6 protein-coding genes, 1 tRNA gene, 3 rRNA genes and 2 pseudogenes are annotated in these 16678 nt (G+C 47.5%); 8 read left to right on the top strand and 4 right to left on the bottom strand.

Annotation, left to right across the window (positions count from 1 at the left end):
• The first annotated feature begins 20 nt into the window (after window positions 1-20).
• On the top strand, window positions 21-2237 hold the full coding sequence (locus AC5YB3_RS09485) for a patatin-like phospholipase family protein (RefSeq protein WP_014615289.1): 2217 nt from the start codon (window positions 21-23) through the stop codon (window positions 2235-2237).
• 219 nt (window positions 2238-2456) lie between these two features.
• Window positions 2457-4499 (top strand): M13 family metallopeptidase, encoded by a 2043-nt coding sequence (locus AC5YB3_RS09480; RefSeq protein ID WP_494527008.1) that lies wholly within the window; start codon window positions 2457-2459, stop codon window positions 4497-4499.
• 80 nt (window positions 4500-4579) lie between these two features.
• On the opposite strand, the gene AC5YB3_RS09475 is transcribed toward AC5YB3_RS09480, so the two are convergent.
• Complete coding sequence (locus tag AC5YB3_RS09475; protein ID WP_259528618.1) at window positions 4580-4933, bottom strand: DUF2845 domain-containing protein; 354 nt, start codon at window positions 4931-4933, stop codon at window positions 4580-4582.
• A gap of 115 nt (window positions 4934-5048) precedes the next feature.
• Window positions 5049-5708, bottom strand: coding sequence for a hexitol phosphatase HxpB (gene hxpB, locus AC5YB3_RS09470; protein WP_006084353.1), 660 nt, complete (start codon window positions 5706-5708; stop codon window positions 5049-5051).
• A gap of 434 nt (window positions 5709-6142) precedes the next feature.
• On the opposite strand from hxpB, the gene acnB reads away from it, so the two are divergent.
• From acnB to AC5YB3_RS09440, 6 genes and pseudogenes are all read left to right on the top strand, one after another.
• Complete coding sequence (gene acnB, locus AC5YB3_RS09465) at window positions 6143-8740, top strand: bifunctional aconitate hydratase 2/2-methylisocitrate dehydratase (protein WP_041411334.1); 2598 nt, start codon at window positions 6143-6145, stop codon at window positions 8738-8740.
• Between the two features lie 874 nt (window positions 8741-9614).
• Window positions 9615-11159, top strand: a 16S ribosomal RNA gene (locus AC5YB3_RS09460).
• A 368-nt stretch (window positions 11160-11527) separates the two neighbouring features.
• Window positions 11528-14430 (top strand): 23S ribosomal RNA (locus tag AC5YB3_RS09455).
• 191 nt (window positions 14431-14621) lie between these two features.
• A 5S ribosomal RNA gene (gene rrf, locus AC5YB3_RS09450) occupies window positions 14622-14737 on the top strand.
• Together the 16S, 23S and 5S rRNA genes with 1 tRNA gene alongside form the textbook arrangement of a ribosomal RNA operon.
• A 36-nt stretch (window positions 14738-14773) precedes the next feature.
• Window positions 14774-14850: transfer RNA gene (locus tag AC5YB3_RS09445), tRNA-Asp, on the top strand.
• Between the two features lie 164 nt (window positions 14851-15014).
• A pseudogene (locus AC5YB3_RS09440) lies at window positions 15015-15347 on the top strand (helix-turn-helix domain-containing protein); the annotation flags it as partial.
• Here the strand turns inward: AC5YB3_RS09440 and AC5YB3_RS09435 are convergent.
• Together AC5YB3_RS09435 and AC5YB3_RS09430 are read right to left on the bottom strand one after the other, a co-directional pair.
• Window positions 15330-15461: pseudogene (locus AC5YB3_RS09435) on the bottom strand (IS4 family transposase); the annotation flags it as partial. The pseudogenes AC5YB3_RS09440 and AC5YB3_RS09435 overlap by 18 nt on opposite strands.
• Before the next feature lie 303 nt (window positions 15462-15764).
• Window positions 15765-16244: an Rsd/AlgQ family anti-sigma factor gene (locus AC5YB3_RS09430; protein WP_006079903.1), complete on the bottom strand. Its 480-nt coding sequence runs from the start codon at window positions 16242-16244 to the stop codon at window positions 15765-15767.
• Between the last annotated feature and the right edge of the window lie 434 nt (window positions 16245-16678).

Raw genomic sequence — 16678 nt, 5'->3', positions numbered from 1 at the left:
CATAAAAAAGTAACCTCACCATGATGCGTCAACTACTCGCTTCTATTATTTTGTGTTTGTGCATGACTCCATCGATGGCGGCAGAGCGCCTTAAAATTGGTGTCGTACTCAGTGGCGGCGGTGCTAAAGGCGCTGCCCATGTGGGGGTGCTCAAAATATTAGAAGAACATAACATCCCGGTCGATTACATTGCGGGCACCAGTATCGGTGCCTATGTCGCAGGCATGTACTCCTTGGGTTACAGCGCCAGCGAAGTCGAAGCGATCATGATGGGCGTTGATTGGGACAGTGGCTACTCGGATACTATCCCGCGCAATATTTTGAGTTATAGGGATAAACAGTTACGCGATCGATACAACATTCCGCTGAACATTGGTTATAACGAAGGCCAAGTAAGGGCGCCAAGTGGGTTGCTGCGTGGTCAGACTATGTCGCAGCTTCTACGTCAGTCTACCGATCTAGTACAGCAATTTGGTAATTTCGATGATTTAGCTATTCCCTACCGCGCAGTGGCGACCGATTTAGAAACCAGCTTACCTGTGGTGATCAGTCACGGCAGTATGGTCAAAGCCATGCAAGCCTCTGCGACAGTTCCCGGTGCGCTGCAGCCCGCTCAAATTGACGGTAAGTTATTGGTCGATGGCGGTATTGCCAACAATATGCCTGTCGATGTCGTTAAGGCCATGGGCGCCGATATTATTATTGCCGTCGATATTGGTTCACCTCTGGTCAAAAAAGATAAATTAGACAGCACTATTGCCGTGCTCGATCAGCTCTCCAACTTTTTGACCAATGCCAGCACCGAAAAACAAAAACTACTGCTGACTGATAAAGATGTGTTGATCCGTCCCGCGATCGACGCCTTGAGCACCACTGATTTCACTATCATGCCCTTGGCATTAACCCTCGGCAAAGAAGCCGCTAATGGACAGCTTGATAAGCTGAGCAGCATGAGTGTGAGCCCTGAGGAATATGCCGCCTACGTCGAGGCCAAAAAAGCCAAAGGTAAGTTGTTAATGGCAGATGTGCGTCATTCTGTTAATGAAATTGTCTTCGATAACCAATCTAAGGTGAGTCTGAATCTCTTAACGGAAACCTTAAACATTAAACCTGGGCAAGCTGTGTCTAAGGACGAGCTGAATGAGGCGTTAAAGCGTATTTACTCCCTCAATAAGTTTGAGCGTGTCGATGCTGAGTTTGTCGAGGGTGAAGATGGCCGCGTACTGACTGTGACCACTAAAGCTAAGTCTTGGGGGCCAAATTATTTCCAACTGGGCTTTAACTGGGAGGATGATTTTAACTCTGAATCTGCCATCAGTTTTGACATGGCCTATACCATGACGGATTTGACCTTCAATGGCGGCGAATGGCGCAATGAAATCAAACTCGGTATGGAAAAGTTGTTTGCGACTGAGTTCTATCAGCCATTAGACAGAGACCAACAATTCTTTAGCCGCGCCCGTTATCAATACGATACCCGTAATTGGGACTTATACGATAACAACAATCGCCTGCTCACCTTTGACAAGAAAACCCACACCATAGAACTGGGTATCGGCTACAACTACACCTCACAGGGCATGATTGAGCTGGGTTTAGTGGCGGAGAAGGGCGCGATAATTAATGATGCTTGGCTTTCAAGGGACTTGGATTTTAGCTCCTATGGAGCTTACTTTAGATTCGGCTACGACAGCTTAGACAGTATTAGTTTCCCGACGTCGGGTAATCGCGTGACCTTAAACGTCTATGTGCGCAATGAAGATTTCGATGACATTATCGACGATAACCAAAACCAATACAGTGTGCAGATAGAGGCCGACTGGAAGGGCGCCTTGAGTGTCGGCAATCATGCTTTTGTGGGTAAGGCATCGATTTCAACCAACGATAATGATGGGATGAATACGCTGCATCTATCTGAGCTGGGCGGATTTTTAAATCTATCTGGTTACCATAAAGACTCACTGACAGGCGCGCATAAAGTCTTTGGCGCCTTTGTTTATCAATATGATCTCGGGCGTGATGCGCTCGGAATGACAGATTATCCTTTGTATTTAGGTTGGAGTTTGGAAGCGGGCAATGTCTGGGATGAGCGCTCTGAAGTCACTCTCACTGATCTGATTTATGCATCGAGTCTCTACATTGGTACTGATACTTCCATGGGACCTGCGGCAATCGGCTTTGGGATCACAGATCTTGGCGATAAGTCCTTCTATTTATTTGTGGGTAAAAACTTCTAGCGAGTGATGCATATGAAGATCTTAAGGGCATGACTGAGGTTGTGCCCTTATTTTTTGTGCGATGAAAATCCTAAACGACTTTGATGGCATAGTGCCTGAATCGGTTCGCGCGACGCTAAAGTGTCATATCCTTTTACAAAATCTTGCTACTGTGGGGCGTAGCAAGATGCTAAGGTTTTGCGGGAAAAATAATAACTCTTAAGGAAGCTGGGGAAAACAATGAAGAAGATAAGCACACTGGCACTGGGTATCGCCCTGAGTTTAGGTTTAGCCGCTTGTAGTACTGAGCCTAAAACTGAAGTCGCCGCGATTTCTGGCATTGAATTGCAAAACTTTGATGCCTCAGTTCGCCATCAAGACGATTTCTATTACAGCGTTAACGGTAAATGGTTGGTGAATACGCCTATACCTGCCGACAAGTCTAACTACGGCGCATTTTCTGTGCTGTACGATCAAAGCCAAGATGCATTGAAAAAGATCATCGACGAAGCGGCTGCTAAAAAGAATCCAGCGGCAGGTTCGAATGAGCAGAAGATTGGTGATTTCAACGCCAGCTTTATGAATACCGATTTGCTTGAAACCTTAGGCGTGACTCCGCTTAAGCCATTGCTGGCCGATATTGCTGCCGCCAAAACACATGCTGATTTACCTGCCGTTATGGGTAAATTGCTGACGACCGGCTCTGGTATTCCCTTTGGTTTTTACGTCAATAACGACGCCAAAAATTCAACTCAGTACGCCGTGTATCTAAGCCAGTCGGGCCTTACGCTGCCGGACCGCGATTATTACCTGAAAGATGATCCTAAGTTTGCCGCTAATCGCCAAGCTATGGCGAGATATGTGACAGACATACTGACCGAAGCGGGTTACAAGGATGCTAAACGCGCGGCTAAAAACGTTGCCGACATCGAAATGATGATCGCCAAAAGTCAGTGGAGCCGAGTGGAATCCCGCGACGCCAATAAGGCTTACAACAAGTTAGATCGCGCTGAACTGCAAAAGTTAACGGGTCAATTTGATTTCAATGCCTTCGCGACCAGCGCAGGTTTAGGCGACAAAGTCACTGACATCATAGTGCGCCAGCCTTCTTACTTTGAAAAACTCGGTGCAGGTTTCGAGACATTCCCAGTATCGGCTTGGCAGGATTATCTCGCGTTCCACTTAGTAGATAGCTACGCCGAGTTACTGAGCAAAAACTTTGTTGATTTGAACTTCGCCTTTAAGAGCAAAACCTTAATGGGTATCGAAGAGCAACAACCACGCTGGAAAAAAGCCGTTGATGGCGCTGACCAAGTGATTGGTGAGTTAGTGGGCGAAGAGTACGTTAAGCAATACTTCAAGCCAGAAGCTAAAGCGCGTATGGAAACTATGATCAAAAACTTGATCAAAGGTTTTGAGGTCAGCATCAATGAACTTGAGTGGATGACGCCAGAAACCAAAGTCGCCGCCCAAGAAAAACTGGCTAAGTTTACCTATAAAATCGGTTATCCAGATAAGTGGAAAGATTACTCAGGTTTAGATATCAAGGCTGACGAGTTAGTGGGTAACTATATGCGTTACGCTCAGTTTGAATATCAAGATATGATCAACAAGCTTGGCAAGCCAATCGATCGTACCGAATGGGGCATGACGCCACAAACGGTAAACGCTTATTACAGCCCAGTGAAAAACGAAATCGTATTCCCAGCTGCGATTCTGCAACCACCATTCTTCAATATGGATGCCGATGATGCAGTGAACTACGGTGGTATTGGTGCAGTGATCGGCCATGAAATCAGCCATGGTTTCGATGACCAAGGCGCTAAGTACGATGGCGACGGTAACCTGCGTGATTGGTGGTCAGATAAAGACCGCGAAGAGTTCCAAAAACGCGGTAAACAACTGTCAGCGCAATACTCAGGTTATGAAGCACTGCCCGGCAAGTTCGTTAACGGTGATTTGACCTTAGGGGAAAACATCGGCGACTTAGGGGGGTTAACCGTAGCGGCCCGCTCGTATCTAATGAGCCTTAACGGCAAACCCGCGCCAGTGCTTGATGGATTAATGGGTGAGCAACGCTTCTTTGTGGGTTGGTCGCAAGTATGGCGTCGTAACTACCGTGATGAAGAGCTGAGCCGTCGTTTGCTGACCGATCCGCATTCACCGAGTCACTACCGCGCTATGGGTACGCCGCGTAACGTGGAAGCCTTCTATAAAGCTTTCGAGATGAAAGAAGGCGATAAAATGTATTTGACGCCAGATGAACGTGTAAAAATTTGGTAATACATTCAGTTGATTGAAATAAGAAAAGCCAGACAATGTCTGGCTTTTTTATTGATAACAATAATCAAGGATGCTGCTGATTAATGTCCGTAACCTAAGGATTCGATTTTAGTGACTTTATTGTCCGTGGCATAAAGCCGGCGCATTAAGCGTGTCGGTCCAAAGTCATAGGTCCATTCTTGATACTCAGTCGGCAACTTGCTGGGATCGATCACTCGGTCGCCGTCTGAGTTGAGATAAGTCGCTGGTAAACTAAATTCGCGAATATCACTGGGCGAACCGCACTTCTCCAGCACAGTGGTTAAGGTATCGCCAGTGTTGACCACTTGTTGCTTGCAGTACATAGCACCACCCGCATTAGCGGACAAGCTGACGGACATGAGTATTAAGCCCATGGGTAATAATACGGGTGATAATAAAGACAGGTACTTCATTGGCTCCCCTCTCGTACATACAGCATTCTGCTATTCATCCATATGGTAAAAACTCATTATCCATATGGCCAAAATTCAGCTTATCCGCCCAGCTAAGGCTAGGCGTGTTATGGCGTTATTGAGCTAAGAGTGTCGGCAAGGCCAATAAGTTCTCAGCTTGATGGTGGGCGATAACCCACTTAGCTTCGCTTCTTTGCTCTGGCGCGGGGATCGCAAGCGTTTGCATATTGGCCGCTCGGGCTGCAATTAAGCCATTAAAAGAATCTTCGATCGCAAGGCAATAGCGGGGATCGACATCTAACGCCTTAGCGCAATTCAAATACACTTCAGGGTGTGGCTTGCCGTAGGTGAGGCCCTCGGCAGATTGCACCGCCATAAATTTATCGCTGAGTCCTAACTTAGAGAGAACTGCCTCGATAATAGTGTAAAACGAGGAGGTGGCTAAGCCGATTTTAAGACCCAGTGCTTGGCAGTGGTCAATCGCTTCGTGAACGCCCAGCATGGCTTCGCCGCTAACCAGAATTTCACTCGCGACTTTTTCAACAATCGCTTGGCTGACCTTGGCATTATCGTAGTGAGGCCAAGGAGCCTTGTGGTACCAATAATCGACGCACTGATCGATACGTAAACCAGTGGTTTGTTGAATCGTTTCTATGGTCACGGGCACGCCAAGTGCGGATAACACTTCATACTCGACCTGCTGCCATAGGGGTTCTGAATCGATTAAAACGCCATCCATATCAAAAATAACGGCTTGAATGCTAAGGGATGTCATTGGTGCTCCGATGGACTGGGGAAATAACTGGGATATGCAGTAAATTAAGCCTGAGTGTAAGTTCTCGCACTGCATCTTAAAAGCCAAAATGCCGCAAGATGAGAAAAATTTACACATATTTTATCTAGGGCGCTGAAAATTACCTGTTCGATTTAAAATTAATGAAACATTGTTAACTATTTGTAGTGTATGGTTTTTTGTCTGTTTTCAAACTATTGTCTAATTTCACTTGTTTTAATATTCCCGTAAGTTGGCATTCGCCGCCGGATTTAGTCCTTATTTCGCTTTTTGCCGAGTGTGACCTGATTCATACTTTTGCAAAGCTGTAGTATACTGCAGGCCGGAAATACGGGTCGATCATGTCGGACTGTCAGCTTCAATTAAGAAGACGTGCAGTTTCGTTGTTAGAGCGCCAAACAAAGAGGAATGTTGCCGTGCTAGAAGCATATCGTAAACACGTCGCAGAACGTGCTGCAGAGGGCGTAGTCCCTAAGCCATTAGATGCACATCAAGTGGCTGAACTGGTTAAGTTAGTTCAAAACCCACCCGCAGGTGAAGAGGCTTTCGTTCTCGACCTGCTTGAAAATCGAATTCCCCCAGGTGTTGATGAAGCCGCTTATGTTAAGGCTGCTTTCTTAGATGCGGTTGCCAAAGGCACTGAAAAATCACCTATTTTGTCTGCTGAGCGTGCTACTGAGTTATTAGGCACTATGCAAGGCGGCTACAACATCGAACCTCTGATCGCGCAGCTGGATAACCCAGCGTTAGCACCTTTAGCCGTTAAAGCCTTATCTCACACTCTGCTGATGTTTGATTCTTTCCACGATGTGGTTGAGAAGATGGAAGCAGGCAATGAGTTTGCTAAGCAAGTGGTTGAAGCGTGGGCGAATGCAGATTGGTACTTAAACCGTCCAAAACTGGCCGACAAAGTCACTCTGACAGTATTTAAAGTCTCTGGTGAAACCAACACCGATGACTTGTCACCAGCACCAGATGCTTGGTCACGTCCTGATATTCCATTACACGCGTTAGCTATGCTGAAAAACGCCCGTGATGGTATCGAGCCTGACGTTGCTGGCGCCGTTGGCCCAGTGAAAAAAATCGAAGCGTTAAAAGCGCAAGGTTTCCCACTAGTCTATGTGGGCGACGTTGTGGGTACGGGTTCATCACGTAAATCAGCGACTAACTCAGTACTGTGGTTTATGGGCGATGACATTCCATTCGTACCCAACAAGCGCGCTGGCGGTTTTTGCCTTGGCGGTAAAATTGCACCGATTTTCTTCAACACTATGGAAGATGCGGGCGCACTGCCAATCGAGCTTGACGTAAACAAAATGGAAATGGGCGATGTGATTGACATCTACCCATACGCCGGTGTGGTTAAGCGTCACGACAGCGACGAAGTGATTTCAGAATTCAGCTTAAAAACTGAAGTGCTGTTAGACGAAGTCCGTGCTGGTGGTCGTATACCACTGATCATCGGTCGTGGTTTAACTGACAAAGCCCGTGAAGTATTAGGCCTAGACGTATCTGACGTATTCGTGCGTTCACAAGACGTGGCTGATACGGGTAAAGGTTACACGCTGGCACAGAAAATGGTTGGTAAAGCATGCGGCGTAGCTGGCGTGCGTCCTGGCCAATACTGCGAACCTAAGATGACCTCTGTTGGTTCACAAGATACCACAGGTCCTATGACCCGTGACGAGCTGAAAGATTTAGCTTGCTTAGGTTTCAGTGCTGATTTGACTATGCAGTCATTCTGTCATACTGCGGCTTATCCAAAGCCTGTTGATGTGAATACACATCATACTCTGCCTGATTTCATCATGAACCGCGGCGGTGTATCACTGCGTCCAGGCGACGGTGTTATCCACTCATGGTTAAACCGTATGCTGCTGCCAGATACCGTTGGTACGGGTGGTGACTCACATACGCGTTTCCCAATTGGTATTTCATTCCCAGCTGGTTCTGGCTTAGTGGCGTTTGCTGCGGCGACTGGCGTTATGCCACTCGACATGCCTGAATCAGTATTAGTGCGCTTCAAGGGCAAAATGCAACCCGGCATCACACTGCGTGATCTGGTACATGCTATCCCATTAAAAGCCATTGAACTGGGCATGCTGACCGTTGAGAAGAAAGGTAAAGTCAACATCTTCTCTGGTCGCGTACTGGAAATCGAAGGTCTTGAAACCTTGAAAGTTGAACAAGCTTTCGAACTGTCTGATGCTTCAGCTGAGCGCTCTGCTGCCGGTTGTACCATCAAGTTAGACAAAGAACCTATCATCGAATACCTGAACTCAAACATCATCATGCTGAAGTGGATGATCGCTGAAGGTTACGGCGATCGTCGTACGATTGAGCGTCGTATCAAGGGCATGGAAGAGTGGTTAGCGAATCCTGAACTGATGAGCGCCGATAAAGATGCTGAGTACGCTGCAGTTATCGAAATCGATTTAAACGACATCAAAGAGCCAATCCTGTGTGCGCCAAACGATCCTGATGATGCAGTACTGCTGTCATCTGTTGCGCAAACTAAGATTGACGAAGTGTTCGTCGGTTCTTGTATGACCAACATTGGTCACTTCCGCGCAACCGGTAAGATGTTAGACAAGTTCGCTAAAACCCTGCCAACCCGTCTGTGGATTGCTCCACCGACTAAGATGGACAGAGATCAGCTGACTGAAGAAGGCTACTACGCGATTTTCGGTCGTGTAGGCGCGCGCATCGAGATCCCAGGCTGTTCACTGTGTATGGGTAACCAAGCACGTGTAGCTGAAGGTGCAACTGTCGTATCGACTTCTACCCGTAACTTCCCTAACCGTTTAGGTACAGGCGCTAACGTTTACTTAGCCTCTGCTGAACTGGCTGCGGTTGCTGCACTGTTAGGTCGTCTGCCGTCACCTGAAGAATATCAAGAATACGCAAAAGAGTTAGACGCCACAGCGGCTGACACTTACCGTTACTTGAACTTCGATCAAATCGAGTCTTATACACAAAAGGCATCGGAAGTGATCTTCCAAACTACTGTGTAATCGATTGCCGTTAAGGTAGCTTGATGTACAAAAGCCAGCGCAAGCTGGCTTTTTTGTAGGTCAGTTTCTCCTCCACATATATATGTACAAATAACCCCTTTAAATAGTGATGTCTCGGCTCTCCCATATAACAGGCTCGGTTTTCATAAATGGCTAACATTGTTATTAGGCAATTAACTAAGGCGTGATCCTAATAAGTATCAGGCTTCACCTCGCTTAATCTTCCTTTTGAAAGACTAAATTCTTCTACTTACATACTTACCTACAAATCATCTAATGGCTTTTTGAGAAGGATAATGTCGAGCAAAGGCATTATTTTGACTGAATTGTGGATAACTTTGGGGGTAAGTGGTGAGTATCTTGTGGCTAGTTTAGGTAATCAGAATTAACTGCAAATTTCTGCTAAAAAGGGGTTGCGCACTTTCTCAATCTCCCTATAATGCGCATCCACTGACACGGCAGACAGCGAAAGCAAGCTGACGAGTTAGCTTGAATTGAATGGCTTACTCTCTGTTGAGAATGGCACTTAATTCAATCGCAGCAAGAAGTTGAAAAAAACTCCTTGACGCGAAACGGGAAATGCGTAGAATACGCAGCCCTAGCCAGCTGGAAGCGTTCGGCGCTCAGTGTGGTACTCAAGTTCTCTTACGAATATTGAGTTGCTCTTTAACAAGATAAAACAAGAAATCTGTGTGGACACTCACAGGTGTTGAGTTAATCGAAACTGCTTAACCTTCGGGTTGGCAGTCAAAAATTTAAATCAATGTAACAATGAGTGTTCATAGCAATATGTACAGTTTGTTTCTTTTAGCGAGAAACAAGAAATCAGAATTCATTGAGCCGCTGAAGTCGAAAGACGGAAGCAACAAAACTTTAATTGAAGAGTTTGATCATGGCTCAGATTGAACGCTGGCGGCAGGCCTAACACATGCAAGTCGAGCGGCAGCGGGAAGATAGTTTACTATCTTTGCCGGCGAGCGGCGGACGGGTGAGTAATGCCTAGGGATCTGCCCAGTCGAGGGGGATAACAGTTGGAAACGACTGCTAATACCGCATACGCCCTACGGGGGAAAGGAGGGGACCTTCGGGCCTTCCGCGATTGGATGAACCTAGGTGGGATTAGCTAGTTGGTGAGGTAATGGCTCACCAAGGCGACGATCCCTAGCTGTTCTGAGAGGATGATCAGCCACACTGGGACTGAGACACGGCCCAGACTCCTACGGGAGGCAGCAGTGGGGAATATTGCACAATGGGGGAAACCCTGATGCAGCCATGCCGCGTGTGTGAAGAAGGCCTTCGGGTTGTAAAGCACTTTCAGTAGGGAGGAAAGGTAGCAGCTTAATACGCTGTTGCTGTGACGTTACCTACAGAAGAAGGACCGGCTAACTCCGTGCCAGCAGCCGCGGTAATACGGAGGGTCCGAGCGTTAATCGGAATTACTGGGCGTAAAGCGTGCGCAGGCGGTTTGTTAAGCGAGATGTGAAAGCCCCGGGCTCAACCTGGGAATTGCATTTCGAACTGGCGAACTAGAGTCTTGTAGAGGGGGGTAGAATTCCAGGTGTAGCGGTGAAATGCGTAGAGATCTGGAGGAATACCGGTGGCGAAGGCGGCCCCCTGGACAAAGACTGACGCTCAGGCACGAAAGCGTGGGGAGCAAACAGGATTAGATACCCTGGTAGTCCACGCCGTAAACGATGTCTACTCGGAGTTTGGTGTCTTGAACACTGGGCTCTCAAGCTAACGCATTAAGTAGACCGCCTGGGGAGTACGGCCGCAAGGTTAAAACTCAAATGAATTGACGGGGGCCCGCACAAGCGGTGGAGCATGTGGTTTAATTCGATGCAACGCGAAGAACCTTACCTACTCTTGACATCCACGGAATTCGCTAGAGATAGCTTAGTGCCTTCGGGAACCGTGAGACAGGTGCTGCATGGCTGTCGTCAGCTCGTGTTGTGAAATGTTGGGTTAAGTCCCGCAACGAGCGCAACCCCTATCCTTATTTGCCAGCACGTAATGGTGGGAACTCTAGGGAGACTGCCGGTGATAAACCGGAGGAAGGTGGGGACGACGTCAAGTCATCATGGCCCTTACGAGTAGGGCTACACACGTGCTACAATGGCGAGTACAGAGGGTTGCAAAGCCGCGAGGTGGAGCTAATCTCACAAAGCTCGTCGTAGTCCGGATTGGAGTCTGCAACTCGACTCCATGAAGTCGGAATCGCTAGTAATCGTGGATCAGAATGCCACGGTGAATACGTTCCCGGGCCTTGTACACACCGCCCGTCACACCATGGGAGTGGGCTGCAAAAGAAGTGGGTAGCTTAACCTTCGGGGGGGCGCTCACCACTTTGTGGTTCATGACTGGGGTGAAGTCGTAACAAGGTAGCCCTAGGGGAACCTGGGGCTGGATCACCTCCTTACCTATACGACTAACTTAATTTTTGCTGAGTGTTCACACAGATTGCTTGTTTATCTTCTCTTAGGAGAAGTCAGAGCTGAATGCGCCGCTAGCCGGTACGCATTGTTCTTTAACAATTTGGAAAGCTGATAGTATGTAACGTGATGATGTCTGTCGTCATGTTACTTACAAACCGATGTAAACGTGGAAACGTTTGCATCATGAGTTCTCAAACACTTTATTAAGTGTCTTGAATATTCAAAAAGTAAATTATTCTTTATTGAATAGTTTGCGTCTAAGGCGCGTCCACTTCTTTGGTCAGAAGTGAGACAAGTAAAACCAAGCTGGTCGCAATGCGGCGCAGATGAGTGAAACTCATTTGGGTTGTATGGTTAAGCGACTAAGCGTATACGGTGGATGCCTTGGCAGTCAGAGGCGATGAAGGACGTAGTAACTTGCGAAAAGCGTTGGCGAGCTAGTAACAAGCATTTGAGCTAACGATGTCCGAATGGGGGAACCCAGCAGCATAAGCTGTTATCGCAACATGAATACATAGTGTTGCGAGGCGAACCCGGGGAACTGAAACATCTAAGTACCCGGAGGAAAAGAAATCAACCGAGATTCCCCTAGTAGCGGCGAGCGAACGGGGATTAGCCCTTAAGTCAGTGGGGTGTTAGTGGAATGTGTTGGAAAGCACAGCGGCACAGGGTGATAGCCCCGTACATGAAAACTAACCATTGATGAAAACGAGTAAGGCGGGACACGTGACATCCTGTTTGAATATGGGGGGACCATCCTCCAAGGCTAAATACTCCTGACTGACCGATAGTGAACCAGTACCGTGAGGGAAAGGCGAAAAGAACCCCTGTGAGGGGAGTGAAATAGAACCTGAAACCGTATACGTACAAGCAGTGGGAGCGGTTCTTGAGACCGTGACTGCGTACCTTTTGTATAATGGGTCAGCGACTTACATTTTGTAGCGAGGTTAAGCGAATAGCGGAGCCGTAGGGAAACCGAGTGTTAACTGCGCGTTTAGTTGCAAGGTGTAGACCCGAAACCCGGTGATCTAGCCATGGGCAGGTTGAAGGTTGAGTAACATCAACTGGAGGACCGAACCGACTAATGTTGAAAAATTAGCGGATGACTTGTGGCTGGGGGTGAAAGGCCAATCAAACCGGGAGATATCTGGTTCTCCTCGAAAGCTATTTAGGTAGCGCCTCGAGCGAATACCATTGGGGGTAGAGCACTGTTAAGGCTAGGGGGTCATCCCGACTTACCAACCCTTTGCAAACTCCGAATACCAATGAGTACTACTCGGGAGACAGACGGCGGGTGCTAACGTCCGTCGTCAAAAGGGAAACAACCCAGACCGTCAGCTAAGGTCCCAAAGTACTAGCTAAGTGGGAAACGATGTGGGAAGGCTTAGACAGCTAGGATGTTGGCTTAGAAGCAGCCATCATTTAAAGAAAGCGTAATAGCTCACTAGTCGAGTCGGCCTGCGCGGAAGATGTAACGGGGCTAAGCTAGTCACCGAAGCTACGGGTGCACAGTTTACTGTGCGCGGTAGAGGAGCGTTCTGTAAGCCGTTGAAGGTGAAGGGGTAACCCACGCTGGAGGTATCAGAAGTGCGAATGCTGACATGAGTAACGATAAAGGGGGTGAAAAACCCCCTCGCCGAAAGACCAAGGGTTCCTGTCCAACGTTAATCGGGGCAGGGTGAGTCGACCCCTAAGGTGAGGCCGAAAGGCGTAATCGATGGGAAACAGATTAATATTTCTGTACTTCCGCTAACTGCGATGGAGAGACGGAGAAGGCTAGGCTAGCGCGGCGTTGGTAGTCCGCGTTTAAGGTGGTAGGTTGATTTCTTAGGCAAATCCGGGGAATCGCACTTTAGTGTGCAGACTGAGAGCTGATGACGAGGTCCTAAGGGACTGAAGTAGTTGATGCCATGCTTCCAGGAAAATCTTCTAAGCTTCAGGTTAGTGGGAATCGTACCCCAAACCGACACAGGTGGTCGGGTAGAGAATACCAAGGCGCTTGAGAGAACTCGGCTGAAGGAACTAGGCAAAATGGTACCGTAACTTCGGGAGAAGGTACGCTCCTGTTGGTGATGAGACTTGCTCTCTAAGCTGACGGGAGTCGCAGATACCAGGTGGCTGCAACTGTTTATCAAAAACACAGCACTGTGCAAACTCGCAAGAGGAAGTATACGGTGTGACGCCTGCCCGGTGCCGGAAGGTTAATTGATTGGGTTATCGCAAGAGAAGCTCATGATCGAAGCCCCGGTAAACGGCGGCCGTAACTATAACGGTCCTAAGGTAGCGAAATTCCTTGTCGGGTAAGTTCCGACCTGCACGAATGGCGTAATGATGGCCACGCTGTCTCCAGCCGAGACTCAGTGAAGTTGAAATTGCGGTGAAGATGCCGTATACCCGCGGCTAGACGGAAAGACCCCGTGAACCTTTACTATAGCTTGGCACTGAACATTGAACCTACATGTGTAGGATAGGTGGGAGACTTTGAAGTTGTGACGCTAGTCATGATGGAGTCGTCCTTGAAATACCACCCTTGTAGTTTTGATGTTCTAACCTAGGTCCCTTATCGGGATTAGGGACAGTGCCTGGTGGGTAGTTTGACTGGGGCGGTCTCCTCCCAAAGAGTAACGGAGGAGCACGAAGGTTGGCTAAGTACGGTCGGACATCGTACGGTTAGTGCAATGGCATAAGCCAGCTTAACTGCGAGACATACACGTCGAGCAGGTACGAAAGTAGGTCATAGTGATCCGGTGGTTCTGAATGGAAGGGCCATCGCTCAACGGATAAAAGGTACTCCGGGGATAACAGGCTGATACCGCCCAAGAGTTCATATCGACGGCGGTGTTTGGCACCTCGATGTCGGCTCATCACATCCTGGGGCTGAAGTCGGTCCCAAGGGTATGGCTGTTCGCCATTTAAAGTGGTACGCGAGCTGGGTTCAGAACGTCGTGAGACAGTTCGGTCCCTATCTGCCGTGGGCGTTGGATGATTGAAGGGAGCTGCTCCTAGTACGAGAGGACCGGAGTGGACGAACCGCTGGTGTTCGGGTTGTCATGCCAATGGCATTGCCCGGTAGCTACGTTCGGAATCGATAACCGCTGAAAGCATCTAAGCGGGAAGCGAGCCCTAAGATGAGTCATCCCTAGGAATTTAATTCCTCTAAAGAGCCGTTCGAGACTAGGACGTTGATAGGCATGGTGTGTAAGCGTTGTGAGGCGTTGAGCTAACATGTACTAATGACTCGAGAGGCTTAACCATACAACCCAGATGGGTTTTACTGAAAATGTTCCAGACATTTTCTAGCACTTCCTCCATCCATGGAGGTCGTACGAAAAGCCTTAGACAGAATATCGACACTTGATAAAGTTAAAGACTCAAACAAAGCAAATCAGCTTTCCGAATTATTATTAGCGTGAGCCAGAGATGGACACGGTAATAAACAGAATTTGCTTGGTGACAATAGCCTTGTGGAACCACCTGATCCCATCCCGAACTCAGAAGTGAAACGCAAACGCGCCGATGGTAGTGTGGGGTCTCCCCATGTGAGAGTAGGTCATCGCCAAGCGCCTAATTTAGGTTAACGTGCAAACGTTAGACTAAAGGAGCGGTAGTTCAGTTGGTTAGAATACCGGCCTGTCACGCCGGGGGTCGCGGGTTCGAGTCCCGTCCGCTCCGCCAACATTTCGATAAGCCCTAACAGCAATGTTAGGGCTTTTTCGTATCTGGAATTTATCTATTTCAATCGTCGCGGCCGTCCCGTCCGACAGCATCCCTGCTCATACCAATCGTATTATACTATTTAAATTAATTGTGTGATCTAATTGATTATCAGTTTTTTAATCATACAAAATACGAACAATCCCAACATCGCAGCCTTAGTGAAATCGGAAAAAAGCGCACGCAAACGTATGCGATATCTTGCCTTGCTCCATTTCAGCGAAGGTCATTCTCGTACCGCTATCACAAGCATGCTCAAGGTCAGTAGAACCAGTGTGAATCGATTGATTACCGCCTATTTAACCCAAGGTTTGTGCGGTCTAGACGATACGCCTAATCCGGGCCGCCCGGCTACATTGTCCTCCGTACAACAAGCTAAGCTCAAAATGTTCATACAGCACCAAAGCTTATCTGAAAAGGGTGGCAGGTTGATGGCCAAGGATGTCAGTCATTTTATCCTGATTGCCATCAAGTAAAGACTCAGTAGCAACCATCAGAGAATTAAGGCGTTTTTGGTGTATTTGAGGGCATTGTTTTTTGAGTAAATCGTGTAATATGTCGATATTACGCATGATGTTGGATCTAGTAGGTTTTTGGCGAAATTGATTAGATCAAACAGCATCATGCGTGTCTACTTATTTGAATCCCATCGAATTTATCTCGGGATTCGCTAGACAAAGGCGTTATAGCGTACTCATGTGATCATTAGCTGACATATAGGTATTCTATGTTTAACTATTTGAGCAAGCATTTCGCCGCTGACTGATTGTGAGTCATTAATCGTGAGTTTGTGTGGGTATTTTTCGGCTGTTATAAGTATTGGTGACAAGATAAGCGCACAGAATACAACAAAGTGCGCTTGAATTGATTGAGGCTTACTGGGTGTGTTCTGAATGCTTACGGTGGAGTACTTCGAGTAGTTCATCTTCGAGCTCGAAGCGAGTTTCCATGTTATGGGCAAGCTCAGATAAATCTTTATCGAGTTGATATAAAACGAGATCGTCTTGGGTTTCCGCATATTTATCGTTGAAATCTAATGCTGCATTCGTGGTTGGGGTGATCTTTGGCAATACTTGTTGCGCGAGCGTTTTGCTCGATTCGCCATACTCACTACAGGCATTAACGACTCTGTCATAGACTTCGAAATGTCCTTCTGAGACATAGTCGACTAATAAGTCACAGAAAGATTTAACGTGTTCGAACGAGGGCAGCGATTTTTCTGATTTACCGTAAGGCGGAAGTCCAGCAATTTGGCAGTAATGCACTAACAGTTTTCGACGGTTTTTTAGCCATTGATCAATAAGCTTATTTGAACCGCCCCACTTCTGTTCTGCTTTTTCGAGTTCTCTCAGCATGATGCATTCCATTTAAGTGCCAGCACATAACTCTAATGTAGGGACAAGTCGCTAATCGATCAACTCTTTTCATGCGAATTTGCGTGAATGACGAAATGGACAAACCAGCTGTTTTGCATCAAAAAATGCAAATAAAAAGCCCAACGATAGAAACCTATCGTTGGGCGAGTAAAGTTTATAGCAGGCTCGATGCGACGAGCTTCTTGATTGTTCTTGCTAGCGCAGACTTTTTATACCAAAGGCTGGGAACCGGTGCAACTTTTTTCTGTCTGAGTGTGACTTCGTTACGAATAAATGAGCAGATATGTTATCTGGATAACATTTTCCGGTTTATGTGGTCAAATCGACGCCAGCGATGGGGAATAGCTCACATAAATTAGCACATAAAGGTTACATTATTCGCGTAAATGCTAAACTACCGACCCAGCGGATCT

The organism is Shewanella sp. 1311 (genome assembly GCF_059338235.1).
Note: the sequence above shows the minus strand (reverse complement) of the source record. Positions and strands in the feature narration are given on the sequence as shown.

What these genes read in the sequence shown, in the direction of transcription:
- AC5YB3_RS09485 (WP_014615289.1), top strand. Translation starts at nt 21, where the DNA reads ATGATGCGTCAACTACTCGCTTCTATTATTTTGTGTTTGTGCATGACT.
- AC5YB3_RS09480 (WP_494527008.1), top strand. Translation starts at nt 2,457, where the DNA reads ATGAAGAAGATAAGCACACTGGCACTGGGTATCGCCCTGAGTTTAGGT.
- hxpB (WP_006084353.1), bottom strand. Translation starts at nt 5,708, where the DNA reads ATGACATCCCTTAGCATTCAAGCCGTTATTTTTGATATGGATGGCGTT.
- AC5YB3_RS09475 (WP_259528618.1), bottom strand. Translation starts at nt 4,933, where the DNA reads ATGAAGTACCTGTCTTTATTATCACCCGTATTATTACCCATGGGCTTA.
- AC5YB3_RS09430 (WP_006079903.1), bottom strand. Translation starts at nt 16,244, where the DNA reads ATGCTGAGAGAACTCGAAAAAGCAGAACAGAAGTGGGGCGGTTCAAAT.